Origin of the sequence: Devosia sp. UYZn731, from assembly GCF_040546795.1 — a bacterium.
GTDB lineage: Bacteria > Pseudomonadota > Alphaproteobacteria > Rhizobiales > Devosiaceae > Devosia.
The window spans coordinates 385,871-400,894 of the sequence record NZ_JBEPOL010000006.1; the positions used below are offsets into that span (position 1 = coordinate 385,871).

Consider the following 15,024-nt stretch of genomic DNA (forward strand, 5'->3'; position numbering starts at 1 on the left):
TATTGATCACTTCCTATTTGGCACAGTCTATTTGGGCGCCCTGGTTTCGCTCGAGGCACGCACACTGTGCCTCAAAGACGGCGGCTTCCTGCTGCGTCAGCTTGTTTCCACGCTCCAGCAGATCAAGCTGCGCGCGACAGAGTTGGCCCTCCACGGAGAGACGGGCAGGGTCGCCCGTCGGACGTGCCTGCCCGACGTCATGGCAGCGAAACGGCAGGAAAGTGCTCGCGGCACCAGCGTTCATCATAGCAATGGTCAGGGCATTGGCCATGTCGAGTTCCTGGCTTGACTGCGCACAGATGCTGGGCGGAGCCGCGCAGCCACTCTCAATGAAGTTTTCGTTCTGTGCGATGAAGCTGTGATTGAGGTTGTCCGAGCCGAAGAAGCCGAGCGCCTTGTCCCAGCTTTGCCGGTAAATTTCGCACTTCGTCCGCTGCCAATCTGACGAGTCTGGACCGGGCTGCGCGGTACTGGCTCCAGGCAGGATAGCGGCGACGGCCATCACTGTGGCGGCAAGCTTTTGTAAACGGGCGAGCATTGTCATGGCTGGTCACGCCTTGCCACGATGGCGCGCCCGAGTTCAGCAATCGCCTCATTGCGATCGTCCATCGAAGCGTCGGTCTGGGTGATGAAGATCGCGGTTACAATTGGCGCTGCATCGCCTGGCCATAGGACGGCGACAATACCGCGCGTCCCATTGCCTCCAGCACCAGTCCGGTCGCCGATGGTCCAGTGGTCTGGTATGCTGGCGCGGAGTAATGGCCCACCAACCTCGTTCGATCGCATCCAAGAGTTCAGCATGTTGCGCTTGGAGGCCGCAAGAGCATCGCCCAGCACAAGCGCGCGCAACGTTGTCGCAAACGCTCTTGGCGTGCTGGTGTCGCGATCGTCACCAAGCGAAGCCTCGTTGAGGTCTGGTTCCCAGCGATCCAACCGGGTTGTGAAATCGCCGAGGTCGCGCACGAACTGAGTGACCGCTTGCGGGCCGCCGATAGCCTCCAAAACCAGGTTTGCCGCGGTATTGTCACTGGTGCGCATCGTTGCGTCGCAGAGCTGGTAGGGCGAAACTGACTGGCCCACCAAGTCTTTGGTCACGGGAGAATAGGTCTGCAGCTCACCCACCCGCATGATTGGCGCATCGGCTATATTGCTTTTGAGCAGCGCGGCGCAGGCCAGAACCTTAAATGTGCTCGCCATCGGGAAGCGCTGGTCCGCCTTATAGAGCGACCAGGAATCGTCTGCCGTGTCTAAAATCGCAAATCCGACCTCAGCCCCAAGGCGCGTCTCTATTCCACGGGCGACGTCGGCGAGATGGTCATCGGCCTGCACCGCTGTGCTGAGGAAAAAAGCGAAAACGAATACGGGAAGAGAAAAATTCATGACGATCTCTTGGTTCCTTTGAGTTGGCCGCGGAGCGGTTCTATGCGTCTGTGGCGGGTTTCTAATCTGCCACTAAGGCGTCGGATGCGTGTTTGCGCCTGTCGTCGGAGCTTTTCCCTCCCAGTGCACGGCCATGAAATTGCTGTCGCTGTTCAGGATGGCAGAAGCCACGTCAGGGTCGCCGCCCTTGCCGGTTTCGGGGTCGGCACCGCACAATCTGAGAAACAGCTGCCGATGGGCGACGGCGAGGAAATAGTCTTGCTGAGGCGGGAATTCATCGGACGAAATGGCCTTCAGGCCCTTGTCCGCTTCTCGTCCGACATCTCCGATCAGCGTGACGATCTTGCCCATCATCACTTTTTCCAAACGGCTTATGAGTTCGACTGACTGGCGTTGTTCGGGTGTGAGCACAGGGCAATGGGTCATTGGATATGTCCATGATAGATGGCAGTTGGGATGGTACGAACGTCGGATGTGCCATTGCAGCCAGCGGCGAAATGGTCGAGGGGCGGACTTCGCCCGCGCCCCTCTTGCCCGAGCAGCGGTCCGGAAGCTGACTACGGCAAAACCGGACTTGGAGGTCATGCCGCTGCGCGGGTGTTGGTGTCGTGATCGAAATGACTACGGCGTCTTGGTGACCTCCAGGCCCGCCCAATAGGCGGCGAACGCCCATTGGTCGGCATGCAGGGCGATGAGCTTGTCGAGAGGCATGCCGGCGCCGTGGCCGGCCCGGGTCTCGATCCGGACCAGGCGAGGTTTGTCGCCCAGGTCCGTCGCCTGCAGCGCAGCCGTGTATTTGAAGCTGTGCCCCGGCACGACGCGATCATCGGTATCCGCCGTAGTCACCAGGATTGCCGGATAGTCGTGACCGTCCGCGATGTTGTGGTAGGGCGAATAGGCAAGAAGGTTTTCAAAATACTCCGCTTCGGCAGGGCTGCCAAAATCGGCGATCCACAAGGCACCGCCCGTAAACTTGTGGTAGCGCAGCATGTCCATCACGCCGACGCCGGGAAGCGCGGCTGCAAACAGGTCGGGTCGCTGGTTGGTCACCACGCCGACCAGAAGGCCGCCGTTGGACTCGCCCTGGACCACTAGACCATCCTGTGACGTGATCTGTTCGGCCTTGAGGAATTCGCCGGCGGCGATGAAGTCGTCATAGGCATTCTGCCGGTTTTCAAGCTGCCCGGCCTCGTGCCAGGCGCGACCATATTCACCGCCGCCCCGGATATTGGCGATTGCCAGCACGCCGCCTTGTTCGACCCATGCCATCTGCATCGGATTATAGATCGGCACCATCGAGAGGCCGAAGCCGCCATAGGCATAGAGCAAGGTCGGCGACGGCTGGGTGACGCCTCTTTTGCGCACGACAAAAAGGGGTACACGCGTCCCGTCCTTTGAGCTGTAGAACCGCTGTTCGACCACGACGTCATCAAAATTGGCTGAAACCTTTGGTTCGGCCCAAGGCGTGTAGGTATTGGCCTGCACGTCATAGTGATAGACGGTGATGGGCGTGTCGAAGGTGCTGAAGTTGAAGAAGGCTTCGTTGTCGGCAAACTTGCCCTTGAAACCACCGGCGCTGCCGATGCTTGGCAGTTCGATGACGCCATCACCCTTGCCATCAAGGGTGAAGCGCCGAACTTCCGTCTTGGCGTCAACCAGGTAAGCCGCCACCAGGCGCCCACCCATCAGTGCGGCACTGTTTAAAACGGCATCGTCCTCAGCCACCAGGTCTGCCGCCTGAGGTTGGGCTTCCGCCATGTCGAAGACGACGATTTTCCCGCGCTCGGCATCCCGGTTCGTGGATGCGTAGATCAGGGTATCGACATTGTCGATCACGCCCCAATCTGCGTTCAACTCGTCCACCAGGAAACGTGGCGTCCAGTCATCGCTGCTAAGGTCGACCACCGCCAGCATGTTGGCTCCCGCGCCGGGCGTGGGCGAGATGGTCAGATAGCGCCCGTCGGCCGTGCGACCGATCGGCGCGAGATTTTCCGGGTGATCCGGATTCGCATAGATCAGCCGATCCTCTGACTGCGGCGTGCCAATGGCGTGGAAATACACCGCGTGATTGGCAATTGCCGCCCCCGCGATAGCGCTATCGGGTTGGGGGAAGCGGGCATAGAAGAAGCCGGAGCTGTCGGGCGCCCAGGCGATGTCGGTGAAGCGGGCCCATTGCACGCTATCCTCGAGCACGGTGCCGGCGTCGATATCAAGGACGCGGACGGTTCGCCAGTCGGTGCCGCCCTGCTGCACCCCATAGGCGATAAACCTGCCATCGTCGGATGGCGACCATTCAGCCAAGGCATCGCCACTGTCCGCCGACCACTTATTGGGGTCGATCAGCGCTTTTGCCGCGCCGTCGACGCCCGCCCGCATGTAGAGCGTTGGCTGGTTTTCCTGGCCGGAGTTGCGCGTATAGAAATACCGATCGCCCCGTTTGACCAGCGCAGAGACCTGTTCGTAGTTCAGCAGGGCCGCCATGCGTTCGGCGAAGATGGCGCGACCCGGCAGGTTCGCCAGATAGCGCTGGGTCAACGCGTTCTGTACCTCGACCCAGCCGGCAACCTGCGGGTCGCTGCGGACGTCGTTTTCCAGCCAGCGATAGGGATCGGTGATGGTATGGCCGAAATGCTCCTCGACCACAGGTATCTGCTGTGTTTGGGGGTAGACGATTGGGGGCATTTTTGTCTCCGATGTTGGCTGAGCGGCCACGGAAGCGGGAATAAGCAAAGTCAGGGCGAGAACGGCCCGCGAAATAGGCATGAGAATCCTCGTCAGGGCCGGATCTGGGTTGGATCGGGCGCAGACTGGTTGGGCTTGCGCAGCGGCAACGGATCGCAGAACGGCAGGGTGCTGGCGGCTCGGATGGCGCGGGCCATGCGGGACACCACGTCCGCTAGCGTGAACACCTCGCCACGCTCGATCGCGGCCAGGCTGATGTCCTCGTCGACCACCCGCATGGCCGCCGAAACCGTCGCAGCGCAGAGGCGAATGTCGAAATCGTCGGGCGATCGATCCAGCCGGGCGGCAATGATGTCGACCAGTCCACGTTCCCCAAGATGGGACGCCATGAGCCATGTCGCTTGTAGGTCGGGCTCCTTTGGCAGGATTGCGACTAGCCGCACGATCAGGATGCCGTCCTGGATGTCGCTTTCGGACTGCCGGTCGAGGGCAAAAACCTCCGACAGGTGATCTTCGATCGAAATCAGTCGGGACCAGCCCAGCATGTGCTGGGTGAAGCGCAGCGCCGATTGCGACAGCAGTGGCTCGACGCAGCTCTCCTTGGTCCGGAAATGGCGCCAGACGGTTCGCTCGGACACACCGGCAGCGGCGGCTATGTCCTTGCCGCTCGTTGCGGCCACGCCGTTGGCAAGGAACAATCTCGCCGCAAGCCGGGCGATAGCGAGCCGTGTTGCGTCGTGGTCGATGGGCATTGACGATCCGGGTGGCAGTTACTGCATTGTTTTGGCAGTAACTGCCAAATCAGGCCAGAATGAGGTCACGCGTTTCGCTAGCTCCCGAGCGACCAGCCCGGGTATTCGATCGGTAACCGGCTGACCGCATCGAGTTGGGTCATGTCGTCATCATCCAGCGCGATCTCGGCCGCCTGGATGTTTTCCTGCAATTGATCGACCCGCTTGGCGCCGATCAGGACAGTGGAGACAACCGGCTGCAGCAACAGCCAGGCGATAGCGATCTGCGCCGGACGGCGACCATGTTTGGCGGCGACGGTCTTCAACGCCTCGATCAGCGGCTCCCCGCGAACCCGATTGATGGGGGGAAAATCCAGCTCTGTCTGCCGGCCACCGGCACTATCGCTACCCGTCGAGTATTTGCCGCTCAGATAGCCGCCGGCCAGCGGGCTCCAGACCATGAGGCCGACCCGTTCTGAGGTGAGCAGCGGCACGATCTCGCGCTCGAGGTCGCGCCCAACGAGGGTGTAATATGCTTGCAGCGAGGTGATCGGTGCCAGGTTGCGGGCGGCGGTGATGCCGATCGCTTTCATGATCTGCCACGCTGCCCAATTCGATAGGCCGATATAGCGGACGTCACCGGCCCGAACGAGCGTATCGAGCGCGTCCAGCGTCTCTTCCATCGGGGTCATGGGATCAAAGCCGTGCAACTGGTAGAGGTCGATATGATCGAGACCGAGCCGCCGCAGGCTGGCACGGACCTCGCTCATGATATGGCCGCGGGATGCACCCTGCCGGTTCGGGCCTTTGCCCATCGCGCCTTGCACTTTCGTCGCGATTGCGACGTCTTCCCTCGGCACGCCCAGGTTTTTGAGCGATTGCCCGAGAATCTCCTCGCTGCGCCCACTGGCGTAGATATTTGCCGTGTCGAAGAGGTTGATACCCGCATCGAGTGCCGCCTTGACGAGGATATCGGCCTCGTCCTGTCCGAGCTTGCCGACCTGCCCCCACAATCCTTCGGTGCCACCAAAGGTCATGGCACCAAACGAGAGTTCCGATACGAAAAGTCCACTGTTTCCAAACTTGCGCATGCGCATGGCAGTTCTCCTTGAGAAGAGGGCGTCAGGCCAGGTTTGCCTGCCGCTGACCGGTACGTGCTGCCTGCTCGATGGCAGCTACGAGGCGGCTATTGTGCAGGGCGTGGGCAAATCCTGGCGTGGTCCAAGTGCCGGTGCTGAGGTCCCGCGCCAGCGAGGCATAGACTTCGCCCACATTGATCGATGCTCCGTTCCAGATATCGGCTGCCGTCGGGCCGGTGCCGGAGGCAATCGGTGCATCGGCAGCTTTGAACGCGACACTGGACGACAGCGCCAAATCACCGACCTGGGCGCCTGCTGGATGATTGCCGGTCAGCCGCAGCCATCCGTCGGTGCCGCGGATCTCGAACGTAAAACTTGCCTGGCCGGGCGACACACCGGCCAGTATCTGGACCGATACCGGAGTGCCGCTGGCGGTCCTGGCGATCAGGTCGAGATGGTCGGGGATTTCCCGGGTCGAGCTTTCACCCGTGTCAATGATCTCGATCTGCGGCCACAGCAGTTCTGTGCGAGCGTCCACCTCGTCGATATCGCCCAGCACCGCTTCGATAATGTCGAGCACATGGCCCGCAGTGATGGTCATGAAGCTGGCGCCAGAAGCCAGCTTGTTGAAATAGTCGTAAGCGCTGGGAGATTGCGGACCATAGCCGAACGTGGTTGCGCCAACGCGGGCCGATAGCAGCCGCCCGAGCTTTCCGGACGCCACCATTTCGGCAGCGCGGCGGGCGGCAGGATATGTCGGCCCTGCAAGCCGATCGCCGTGTGCAGGCCTTTGGCGGCAGTGGCCATTTCCTCAGTCTCGGCAACGGTGGCACCAAGCGGGGACTCCGAATAGACGGCCTTGCCCGCGGCGAGCGCCGCCAGGACCAGGTCCTTGTGGGCAGGGACTTTTACGGCGACCGTGATGACATCGATGGTTTCGTCAGCGATCATGGCATAGGGATCGGCGAACCACTGCGCTGCGCCGAAGGCCTCGGCGGCTGCCTTGGCGCTTTGCTCGCGGCGTGTGGCGACGGCGGCAAGGACCAGCCCGGGCTGCGCCTGCAGGGCAGGGATATGCGATGCGCCTGCCCAACTGGCGTGCGTATCGGCGCCAATGATCCCGACGCGAAATTTTTTGTCCGACATGTCTTTATGTTCCAGTTTTCAACAATCAGGCGCCGGATCGCGCCATTGCTGGGAACATAGTGAGGGGTCGGTCGGTGACCCTATGCAGATCCGATCAGGGACTTGCCTGCTTCTCTCGTTCGTCTGCGCCGTCCTCGTACGCGTCTGCGCTTGAGAGGATTGAGCGCGCCCTTGATAGGATATGCATAGCGGTCGATATCGATGAATGATGATCTGGATGAAGACGGGCAGAGACCGGTCAGCCGAGCCAAAACCCCGCAACAAAGGACGTCGGTATCATGAAACCGCAGTTCACCGATCTGCTGACCGTCATCGAGCGCTACGCCCGATATGACTACGTGACACCGATCCCTGGCCTGAAGGTCGGCCGTACCGATTTTCCCACGGAAGCCTCGCACTCGATCTACCAGCCATCCTTTGGCCTGGTGGCGCGTGGCGTGAAGGAAATGATGGTCGGAGAAATCCCCTTCCGCTATGCCGCCGGTGAATCCTTGTTGTGTGCCGCCGATGTCCCCGTGACCTCGCAGGTGACCCAGGCGAGCCCTTCGGCGCCCTATCTGGCGATCCATCTCGATCTCGATCCTTCCATCGTAGCAGAACTCCTGCGCGAGCAGTCGGGCCAGCGCACGGTGGCGCCCGACATCAAGGTTGCGGGCAAGCATGCGCTCGATCCTGCCTTGGTCGATCCGCTCATCCGCCTGCTCTCGCTGATCGAACGGCCTCAGGATATTGCCGTCATGGCGCCGCTGATCCGGCGGGAGATCACCTGGCGGCTGCTGCACAGCGAGCATGGCGCGCTGCTGTCCCAACTTGCCTTTGCCAACGGCCATGCCGCCCGGATCGGGCGAACCACCGCCTGGATACGCGAGAATTTTGCGGCTGCACTGTGCATCCCCGATCTTGCGGCGCAGGCAAACATGAGCGTTCCGAGCTTCCACCGGCACTTTAAGGCCGTGACATCGATGACGCCGGTGCAGTTTCACAAGCGGGTCCGACTGCAGGAGGCGCGCCGGGGGCTGTCAGGAGCCAGCACGATCTCGGCCGTGGCCTATGATGTCGGCTACGAAAGCATTTCGCAGTTCAACCGGGACTACCGCCGCCTGTTCAACCTGACGCCGAGCGATGACGCAGCCGCGCTGCGCGCCACGCTTAGGGGCGAACCTGATCCTGCCCGGCCAATGCCGTCCGGTTGCGGATCACCCCAGTTGCCGTCTCAATTGAACTGAAATCTGGGCGCGGGCACTCCGGCGCAAGTCTAGTCGGCATTTCTCAGGGGTTAAATTATGAGCTTACTTCAACCGGTATCGGCCCGTGCCGATAGCGCACGTCGTCGCGTCCTGACGATGTCCTGGGTCATCGCCTCCATCTCGGCCGTTGCCTTGCCTGCCGCCGCGCAGTCATTCTCGCCTCCCGTTGACACGTTCAACTCGGCGGGTGTCGAAATCAGCGTCAGCCCGGTTCAGCAGATGAGCATTGTGGCACACGACCTTCCGTGACCCGACGCTGAATTGTGTCTGCCTTGCGGTCGAACGTGCGCGGGGGGGGGGGAGCGCGTGTTCGAGCCTATCGAAGCCTATGCTCCAAATGCCGGCAATGATCGCTGCGATCGGTAAATCACGAAACAGTCCAAGTCTTGATGCGCTATGGCGCGTGGTTATCCAGGAGACCACATGCACAGATTTATTGCTTCTACGGCCCTTGCCCTGCTGTCGGTGAACCACGCCTTTGCATCCTCTGACGACGCATGGGCTCAGTTTACCGTCAAGGTTGAACAAGGATGTATCGAGGCGACGAAAGGCCTCGTCACGGATGCCAAAATCGTGGTCGATCCTTTCGGCAGCGAGAGTTTCGGCCTGGCAGTGGTCACCGGAACGTCAGGGAGCGGCGCCGCCTCAAGCATTATTTGTGTGTTCAACAAGCAAAGCAAAACCGTGGAAATTGGCGGCGAACTGGACGTCACGGTCGAACCGACAGATCCGGCGTCATGAACGGCTTTGGCTAAGATAGACGAAGCCCGACTGCGAAGAGGTCGATGAACTGGCGAACCCTGGGATCGAGCAGCCGACGGTCTGGATAGACGACGTTTACGTCCACGGACTCGGTTGTTATTTCTGGCAAGACGGGGATAAACCGGCCTGCTTCCACATCGTCCGCTACAAGAAAGCTTGGCATCAAGGCAATGCCGAGGTTGCGCGTGACGGCGTTATGCAGCGCTTCTCCGCTATCGAGTCGCAGGCGGCTGCGAACCTGTAGTGTCGTCCAATGCCCACTCGTATCCGCAAAGCGCCAGCGTTGCCTCTGCCCGCGACTGGCGAAGGAGAGACAGAGATGGTTTGCCAATTCTTCCAAACGCGTTGGCGCTCCATGGCGAGCGACATAATCGGCCGACGCCACCAGTAGGTAACGATCTCGGGCCACGACACGCGACACTAGACGGCTATCGACAGTGGTGCCGCCAAAACGGATGACGACATCGAAGCCTTCCTCGACCACATCGACCAACCGATCTGTGAAACTTGCTTCGATCTGGGTCGCGGGCCACTGAGCCAGGAATTTCTCGATGAAAGGCATAAGCACCCGCTGACCGTAGGCATGTGGCGCGGACAGCCGGAGGACTCCGCGCGGTATACCGGTGGGGCTGACCACGCTGGCTTCAGCCTGATCAACAGCCTCCACAATGCGCAAGCCATGAGCGTGAAACGAACGGCCTTCATCGGTGAGGCTCAAGGCCCTGGTGGTTCGATTGAGGAGGCGCACGCCGAGCCTGTCTTCGAGACGCGACACGGCCTTGCCGGCAGCGGAGCGGGTCAGGCCCGAAGCCATCGCACCGGCCGAAAAGCTGCCTGTCTCTGCCACTGCCATGAACACGGCAATGTCGTTCAGATTTGCCCCGGCCACCACCCCTCCGCCACGCTGAGAATTCTAGCCTTCTGTGTATCCGCTTATTCCCCAATGCGCCATGGAACGCGACTACAACGATCGCTACATATCGCACGTCGTATAAATTATGGAGCTGGCTCGATGAAACCCCAAACAACGCTTCGTCTGCTCTTCCCGCAATGGCAAGGCGGAGGCAATCCGTCGTACATGCTGGGCGCAAGACTCTTGGCCTGGCTTGCGCCGGAGGCCGACGGCCCTGTCGAAGAAGTGAGTGTCGCCGAACCCGACGGGAAGCCCCTGGATGTCTTAGACGGCGTACTGGCGCGCGACGCTGTGTTGGCCCAGCTCCATGACGCCCGCCGCCGGATCGACCGGCATCAGCCGGGCCGCATCGTAGTGCTCGGCGGAGACTGCGGCGTTGATCTGGCCCCTTTCGCCTATCTCAACCAGCGTTACGAGGGCGATCTTGCGGTCCTATGGATCGATGCTCATAGCGACCTATTTTCCAACAGGGTTCTGCCCAACTCGAACGCGCACGTGCTTGGCAGTCTGATGGGACAGGGAGATCCGGAATTTCTTGCGGCGGTGAAAATCCCGATCAAACCCGGCAATGCCATGATCGCCGGTTGGCGCAAGCTTCCCGAGAAATTTGCCGAACTGCAGACGTTCGAGGATGAACTCGCCGAACGCCTGCACATCCAGAGGGTCGGTCCGGAAGAGCTTGTTGGTACCAGCGAGCCGGTGCTGGCTTGGCTACGCGCGACTGGTGCCAAGCACCTGGCGGTGCATTTCGACCTCGACGTTCTGGACCCCACGCTTTTTCGGTCGCTCACGTTTTCCAAGCCTGGCGAGCCTGCGCCGACGGAAAACGACATCCAGGCCGGTCGCATGACCCTCCAGCAAGTTGTCGGATTGCTGAACGATGTCGCCAGGGAAGTGGATGTGGTTGGCCTTGGTATCACCGAGCATATGCCGTGGGACGCGATTGCTCTGAGTGAGGCGCTTTCAGAATTGCCGCTTATTGGCAACGCTCGGGAACAGGGTTGAAGATCGGTACGCTAGACCGGCCGTCTCACATTGAGATTGCTATCCCGTTGGGCTACGTTACCGCCGCGCCGTGCGTACATCTGAGATCGCGGTGACCATAAGTACCGAGGCGACATCGATGCGGCTACCCGCCGTTCTCCTGCTAGCGCTGTTCTTGGTCGGATTTGCTTCACGGCCAACAGTGTCTGCTGCGTTGACGAACGGCGATGTCCTAATGCACCATCTCGGTATCGTGCAGGTTGTGGGCACCTCAGCGATGCTCGAAGCGAGCATCGCTGACAACGGCGCTGCCTCCATCTCTGGCTGCGTGAGCCTGGGCATCATGCCGGACACGTGCGAGATCGCCGTTGTGCACAGAGAGGCCCTATCAAGCGCTCCCTATGTCGTGGCCGAGCCGACGAAGCCAAGCTATGAGATTCTGCGACCTCCAAAATCCATCGCCTGAGAGAGACAAGTTCACCAACTGATCCCTGCTCTGGTTCGGCGGCCTTCGGCTGCCAGGATGGAAAATTATGAATATGCTTTTGACGCGCCGGCACTTCGTGCTCGGGGCCAGCAGTCTCGCCTCGCTGGCACTGGCCGGATGTGCGACTTCCACACCGCACCCCGTTGACCTTCCGCCGCAGATCCCCGCAAATGTGCGGGAGATGTATGCGGCCCTGCCATTGGAGCGGTTTCCCATACCGTCGGCGCAGATCGCCCTGGTCGATCCGCTTTACTGGCGACAGGAGGTTGCGAACACGACCGGCGAGGCCGCCGGCACCGTGGTCGTCGATACTCCAAACCGACTGTTGTACTGGACCATGCCCAATGGCCGAGCGATGCGCTATGGTGTCGGGATCGGGCGCGACGGCTTTGCCTGGGCTGGCCGAGCCCGTATCGCCTACAAGCGCGAATGGCCGCGATGGACACCCCCAGCCACCATGATCGAGCGTCAGCCTGAGCTCGAGCGTTATCGGCATGGAATGGAACCGGGGCTTGACAATCCGCTTGGGCCGCGTGCGCTCTACATTCACAATCGAGAGGGCGATACGCTGTACCGTATCCACGGCAACATGGACGCCCGAACGATAGGCCAGGCGGTTTCCAGCGGCTGCGTGCGTCTGCTGTTCCAGGATGTCATTGATCTGTACCAGCGAGTTCCCGACGGATCGCCGATCGTCGTGATCCAATAGGCTTTTTGCAGGCCGGCTGATCGTCGGCCTGCTTCATTTTATAGAAGGCAAGGTGGCCATCACCCATCGTAGCCGTTCTGAGCATGCCGCGCGACCTCGCTCCGGGCGTAGCGCCCGCTCCCAGGCCTGCTGGCAGCCAGGTTGCACGATACGCCTGTGCGCCATTGCGCGCGATATCCCGACATATCTTCGGTGGGATCGTCCGAGACTTCCCGCAATCACCCGGATGGCAAGTGTTGCGAAGTTCGGTTGAACCCACCGGCGGAAACCGGACGCCCCAAGGTTCGCATAAAATGCGTCTGGAACGGTGGCGTTGGAATGCGATGTGGATCGGCCGCTCCCGGCCGGTTCCTGCCCTCCCTGCCGCGCCCCGCGAGAGCCCAGCCTTCCAGTAGGGTCTAGGCGCTAACGGTGAAAGCCGCCCGCCCATTTTCGGCGAGGCCGTTTGGCAGGCCTGGATTTGGAACCTGAAGGCCGCTTTCACATTCGTCATGGCAACACAAGGAGTATGCCATGGCCGACCGTCTCACTATGCAGGACCCACGCGAGCAATACCCCAAGCCGCCATTCCCGAAGCAGCCCCAATCCGCGCCTGGCCTCGCACGGCGCATGGACCCGGCGCCGGATCATGGCGAAGAAAGCTACTCAGGTACAGGGCGTCTGAAGGGGCGCAAGGCCCTGATCACCGGAGGAGACTCGGGGATCGGTCGTGCTGCCGCCATCGCCTATGCGCGGGAAGGGGCCGATGTGGCCATCGCCTACTTGCCGAATGAGCAGGCCGACGCCGACGAGGTGATCAAGCTGATCGAGGCGGAAGGCCGCAAGGCTCTCGGCCTGCCCGGCGACATCAAGGACGAGAGCTGGTGCAGAAGCCTCGTTAAGCTCACGGTCGAAGCTTTCGGCGGATTGGACATCCTGGTGATCAATGCCGCTCGACAGCAGTTTCGAGAATCAGTGGCAGAGGTGAGCACCGACGATTTCGACCAGACCATGAAGACCAACCTGTACGCATTGCACTGGATTGCCCAGGCCGCCACGCCGCATCTGCCACCAGGAGCTGCAGTCATAACCACCGCCTCCATCCAGGCCTACGATCCGTCGGCAATCCTTCTGGACTATGCAACCACCAAGGCCGGCATCGTGGCCTATACCAAGGTGCTGTCGCAGCAACTGATCAAGAAGGGCGTACGCGCTAATGTGGTGGCGCCAGGTCCGTTCTGGACCGTACTGCAGCCTAGCGGCGGTCAGCCGGACGAAAAGGTAAAGAAGTTCGGCGAGCAGACCGATTTTGGTCGACCTGGTCAGCCCGTGGAGCTTGCGCCTATCTACGTCCTCCTTGCCAGCCAGGAAGGCAGCTATCTCAACGGCGAGGTCTATGGCGCCGTTGGCGGCGGGGGCGTTGCTTAGTTGAACCTAAAGCGCGGCGACGGAAGGCCGTCGTCGCGTTCATGCTCGCAGTTGTTGGCGCTACCCGGAGAGGGCAAGAAGCGGCCGACGTCACCAAATTACCTTGATGAAGTTCAGAAGCACTACTCCGACATCGGCGGTGCAGTCTTTTGACGGTGTTACGACAAATCTCAGACTGACAGATGCCATTCAGGCCTGGATGCTGTGCGCGTCGCCGCCCTCATGAACGACCTGGTCACCGTTAGTCTGCCTTCTGGCGGCGACGCGCAGATTTCCATGCTCGAAGCGGAAGGCATTAAGAGGATTCTTGGGGGTGACGGCTCACTCACAATACAAATAAACCCGGTGAGTTTGAGAGCGCCACTGGCAAGCGCATAAGACGAGGGGGCTACGTGTGCCGCGGGTGGTCAGGCACTGTCATGCTGTTGCAGTTCACACTGCAGCACTTCCGAGCGAGGGCCGCCGCTGTAAGTCCCGTTCAACCTCTCGATCAACATGGTGCTGGCGCGATGTGCCAGGGCCGAAGGGGCGACGCCAACCCTGGTCAAGGTCGGGCGGGCATAGCGCATTTCGGGTTGGTTGCCGAATACCGCGACCGCGATATCCTTGGGTACGACCAAACCATGGTCATAAAGGCGCGCCAGCCCCGCAATGGCCATCAGGTAATTGGCGAAAAATATCGCGGTGGGCATGGCATCGCGATGGTTCGCCACCAGCCAGTCGACCGCCGCCTCGCCCGAGGGCGCCAGATAGGTCCCCTCATATCGAAGGCTCGGATCGGCAGCGGCTCCGGCATCCGCCAGTCCCTGCTCGAAGCCGTCCGCACGTGCCATGGCCTCCGAGAAATAGGATGGCCCGGTGACATGGGCGATGCGGCTGTGTCCCTGGCCGACCAGGTATCGGCCCATGGCCGCGCCACCGCCGAAATCGTCGGCCTTGACGTTATCGACCGCCTGGTTCGGCAGGTCGCCGATAAACACGGTTGGCATGTCGAGCTTGAGCAAGACGTCATGCATGCGGTGCAACGCGAAATTGCCCACGATCAGGCCATCGACGCGCTTGTTGCGAATCTGGCGCAGATATTCGCGATTGTGCTCCTGGGGATGCCCGCCGGGCACGTCCGAGTTGAAGATCATGGTGTCGAGTCCGATGGCCTCGAGATCGGTTTGCGCCGTCTTGACCAGCTCGGTGTAGAACGGATTGAGGATATCGGGGATCAGCAGCGCCACGATGTTGGTGCGTCCCGTGCGCAGACTTTGCGCCTGTGGATTGGGCGAATAGCCCAGCTCCTCCACCGCCGCGAGCACACGCGCGCGCAGGTGCGGGGATACGCGATCGGCGTGGTTGAGCACATGCGAAACCGTGGTGCGCGATACGCCGGCAAGCTCGGCAACTTTTGAAATCGTCGTCATGACTGGATCGCTACCATTGAGAAAATCGGTTTGCAAATTGATTTGTGAATGCATTTGCAAAACCAAATTTGCTTGCTATGGTGAC

17 protein-coding genes are annotated in these 15,024 nt (G+C 61.0%); 7 read left to right on the forward strand and 10 right to left on the reverse strand.

What is annotated here, in order from left to right; genetic code table 11:
- Positions 1-13: 13 nt before the first annotated feature.
- The 8 genes from ABIB57_RS17215 to ABIB57_RS17250 form a co-directional block, all read right to left on the reverse strand.
- Positions 14-544 carry a hypothetical protein gene (locus ABIB57_RS17215; protein WP_354042374.1) on the reverse strand — a complete coding sequence of 177 codons (531 nt, stop codon included), beginning with the start codon at positions 542-544 and terminating at the stop codon, positions 14-16.
- Positions 541-1,380: a class A beta-lactamase gene (bla, locus tag ABIB57_RS17220; protein WP_354042375.1), complete on the reverse strand. Its 840-nt coding sequence runs from the start codon at positions 1,378-1,380 to the stop codon at positions 541-543. The genes ABIB57_RS17215 and bla overlap by 4 nt, the downstream gene beginning before the upstream one ends.
- 72 nt (positions 1,381-1,452) lie before the next feature.
- Positions 1,453-1,734, reverse strand: coding sequence for a hypothetical protein (locus ABIB57_RS17225; protein ID WP_354042376.1), 282 nt, complete (start codon positions 1,732-1,734; stop codon positions 1,453-1,455).
- Between the two features lie 267 nt (positions 1,735-2,001).
- Entirely contained in the window at positions 2,002-4,062 is a 2,061-nt protein-coding gene (locus tag ABIB57_RS17230) for a prolyl oligopeptidase family serine peptidase (protein WP_354042377.1), read from the reverse strand.
- A 92-nt stretch (positions 4,063-4,154) separates the two neighbouring features.
- Positions 4,155-4,814, reverse strand: coding sequence for a TetR/AcrR family transcriptional regulator (locus ABIB57_RS17235; RefSeq protein WP_354042378.1), 660 nt, complete (start codon positions 4,812-4,814; stop codon positions 4,155-4,157).
- A 77-nt stretch (positions 4,815-4,891) separates the two neighbouring features.
- Positions 4,892-5,890 (reverse strand): aldo/keto reductase, encoded by a 999-nt coding sequence (locus ABIB57_RS17240; protein ID WP_354042379.1) that lies wholly within the window; start codon positions 5,888-5,890, stop codon positions 4,892-4,894.
- Between the two features lie 25 nt (positions 5,891-5,915).
- Positions 5,916-6,572 (reverse strand): Gfo/Idh/MocA family protein, encoded by a 657-nt coding sequence (locus ABIB57_RS17245; protein WP_354042444.1) that lies wholly within the window; start codon positions 6,570-6,572, stop codon positions 5,916-5,918.
- Positions 6,470-7,018: a Gfo/Idh/MocA family protein gene (locus tag ABIB57_RS17250; protein WP_354042380.1), complete on the reverse strand. Its 549-nt coding sequence runs from the start codon at positions 7,016-7,018 to the stop codon at positions 6,470-6,472. Before ABIB57_RS17250 ends, ABIB57_RS17245 begins: the two co-directional genes overlap by 103 nt.
- 278 nt (positions 7,019-7,296) lie before the next feature.
- Here ABIB57_RS17250 and ABIB57_RS17255 point away from each other — a divergent pair, with 278 nt between their 5' ends.
- The 3 genes from ABIB57_RS17255 (at position 7,297) to ABIB57_RS17265 (ending at position 9,006) form a co-directional block, all read left to right on the forward strand.
- Positions 7,297-8,244, forward strand: a complete 948-nt coding sequence (locus ABIB57_RS17255; RefSeq protein ID WP_354042382.1) for an AraC family transcriptional regulator — start codon at positions 7,297-7,299, stop codon at positions 8,242-8,244.
- 57 nt (positions 8,245-8,301) lie between these two features.
- Positions 8,302-8,514, forward strand: a complete 213-nt coding sequence (locus tag ABIB57_RS17260) for a hypothetical protein (protein ID WP_354042383.1) — start codon at positions 8,302-8,304, stop codon at positions 8,512-8,514.
- A 174-nt stretch (positions 8,515-8,688) separates the two neighbouring features.
- The gene (locus ABIB57_RS17265) at positions 8,689-9,006 is read left to right on the forward strand and encodes a hypothetical protein (RefSeq protein WP_354042384.1); all 318 of its coding nucleotides are present in this window, start codon (positions 8,689-8,691) and stop codon (positions 9,004-9,006) included.
- A 10-nt stretch (positions 9,007-9,016) separates the two neighbouring features.
- On the opposite strand, the gene ABIB57_RS17270 is transcribed toward ABIB57_RS17265, so the two are convergent.
- Positions 9,017-9,916 (reverse strand): LysR family transcriptional regulator, encoded by a 900-nt coding sequence (locus tag ABIB57_RS17270; protein ID WP_354042385.1) that lies wholly within the window; start codon positions 9,914-9,916, stop codon positions 9,017-9,019.
- A 123-nt stretch (positions 9,917-10,039) separates the two neighbouring features.
- On the opposite strand from ABIB57_RS17270, the gene ABIB57_RS17275 reads away from it, so the two are divergent.
- From ABIB57_RS17275 to ABIB57_RS17290, 4 genes are all read left to right on the forward strand, one after another.
- On the forward strand, positions 10,040-10,945 hold the full coding sequence (locus tag ABIB57_RS17275) for an arginase family protein (protein ID WP_354042386.1): 906 nt from the start codon (positions 10,040-10,042) through the stop codon (positions 10,943-10,945).
- A gap of 118 nt (positions 10,946-11,063) precedes the next feature.
- Positions 11,064-11,390: a hypothetical protein gene (locus ABIB57_RS17280; protein WP_354042387.1), complete on the forward strand. Its 327-nt coding sequence runs from the start codon at positions 11,064-11,066 to the stop codon at positions 11,388-11,390.
- Between the two features lie 73 nt (positions 11,391-11,463).
- Positions 11,464-12,120, forward strand: coding sequence for a L,D-transpeptidase (locus tag ABIB57_RS17285; RefSeq protein WP_502914419.1), 657 nt, complete (start codon positions 11,464-11,466; stop codon positions 12,118-12,120).
- Positions 12,121-12,633: 513 nt separating this feature from the next.
- Complete coding sequence (locus ABIB57_RS17290; protein ID WP_354042390.1) at positions 12,634-13,527, forward strand: SDR family oxidoreductase; 894 nt, start codon at positions 12,634-12,636, stop codon at positions 13,525-13,527.
- 407 nt (positions 13,528-13,934) lie between these two features.
- On the opposite strand, the gene ABIB57_RS17295 is transcribed toward ABIB57_RS17290, so the two are convergent.
- Positions 13,935-14,939: a LacI family DNA-binding transcriptional regulator gene (locus ABIB57_RS17295; RefSeq protein ID WP_354042391.1), complete on the reverse strand. Its 1,005-nt coding sequence runs from the start codon at positions 14,937-14,939 to the stop codon at positions 13,935-13,937.
- Positions 14,940-15,024: the final 85 nt, after the last annotated feature.

Coding starts and splice junctions, on each gene's coding strand:
- ABIB57_RS17215 (WP_354042374.1), bottom strand. CDS start 544: ATGACAATGCTCGCCCGTTTACAAAAGCTTGCCGCCACAGTGATGGCC.
- bla (WP_354042375.1), bottom strand. CDS start 1,380: ATGAATTTTTCTCTTCCCGTATTCGTTTTCGCTTTTTTCCTCAGCACA.
- ABIB57_RS17225 (WP_354042376.1), bottom strand. CDS start 1,734: ATGATGGGCAAGATCGTCACGCTGATCGGAGATGTCGGACGAGAAGCG.
- ABIB57_RS17230 (WP_354042377.1), bottom strand. CDS start 4,062: ATGCCCCCAATCGTCTACCCCCAAACACAGCAGATACCTGTGGTCGAG.
- ABIB57_RS17235 (WP_354042378.1), bottom strand. CDS start 4,814: ATGCCCATCGACCACGACGCAACACGGCTCGCTATCGCCCGGCTTGCG.
- ABIB57_RS17240 (WP_354042379.1), bottom strand. CDS start 5,890: ATGCGCATGCGCAAGTTTGGAAACAGTGGACTTTTCGTATCGGAACTC.
- ABIB57_RS17250 (WP_354042380.1), bottom strand. CDS start 7,018: ATGTCGGACAAAAAATTTCGCGTCGGGATCATTGGCGCCGATACGCAC.
- ABIB57_RS17255 (WP_354042382.1), top strand. CDS start 7,297: ATGAAACCGCAGTTCACCGATCTGCTGACCGTCATCGAGCGCTACGCC.
- ABIB57_RS17260 (WP_354042383.1), top strand. CDS start 8,302: ATGAGCTTACTTCAACCGGTATCGGCCCGTGCCGATAGCGCACGTCGT.
- ABIB57_RS17265 (WP_354042384.1), top strand. CDS start 8,689: ATGCACAGATTTATTGCTTCTACGGCCCTTGCCCTGCTGTCGGTGAAC.
- ABIB57_RS17275 (WP_354042386.1), top strand. CDS start 10,040: ATGAAACCCCAAACAACGCTTCGTCTGCTCTTCCCGCAATGGCAAGGC.
- ABIB57_RS17280 (WP_354042387.1), top strand. CDS start 11,064: ATGCGGCTACCCGCCGTTCTCCTGCTAGCGCTGTTCTTGGTCGGATTT.
- ABIB57_RS17285 (WP_502914419.1), top strand. CDS start 11,464: ATGCTTTTGACGCGCCGGCACTTCGTGCTCGGGGCCAGCAGTCTCGCC.
- ABIB57_RS17290 (WP_354042390.1), top strand. CDS start 12,634: ATGGCCGACCGTCTCACTATGCAGGACCCACGCGAGCAATACCCCAAG.
- ABIB57_RS17295 (WP_354042391.1), bottom strand. CDS start 14,939: ATGACGACGATTTCAAAAGTTGCCGAGCTTGCCGGCGTATCGCGCACC.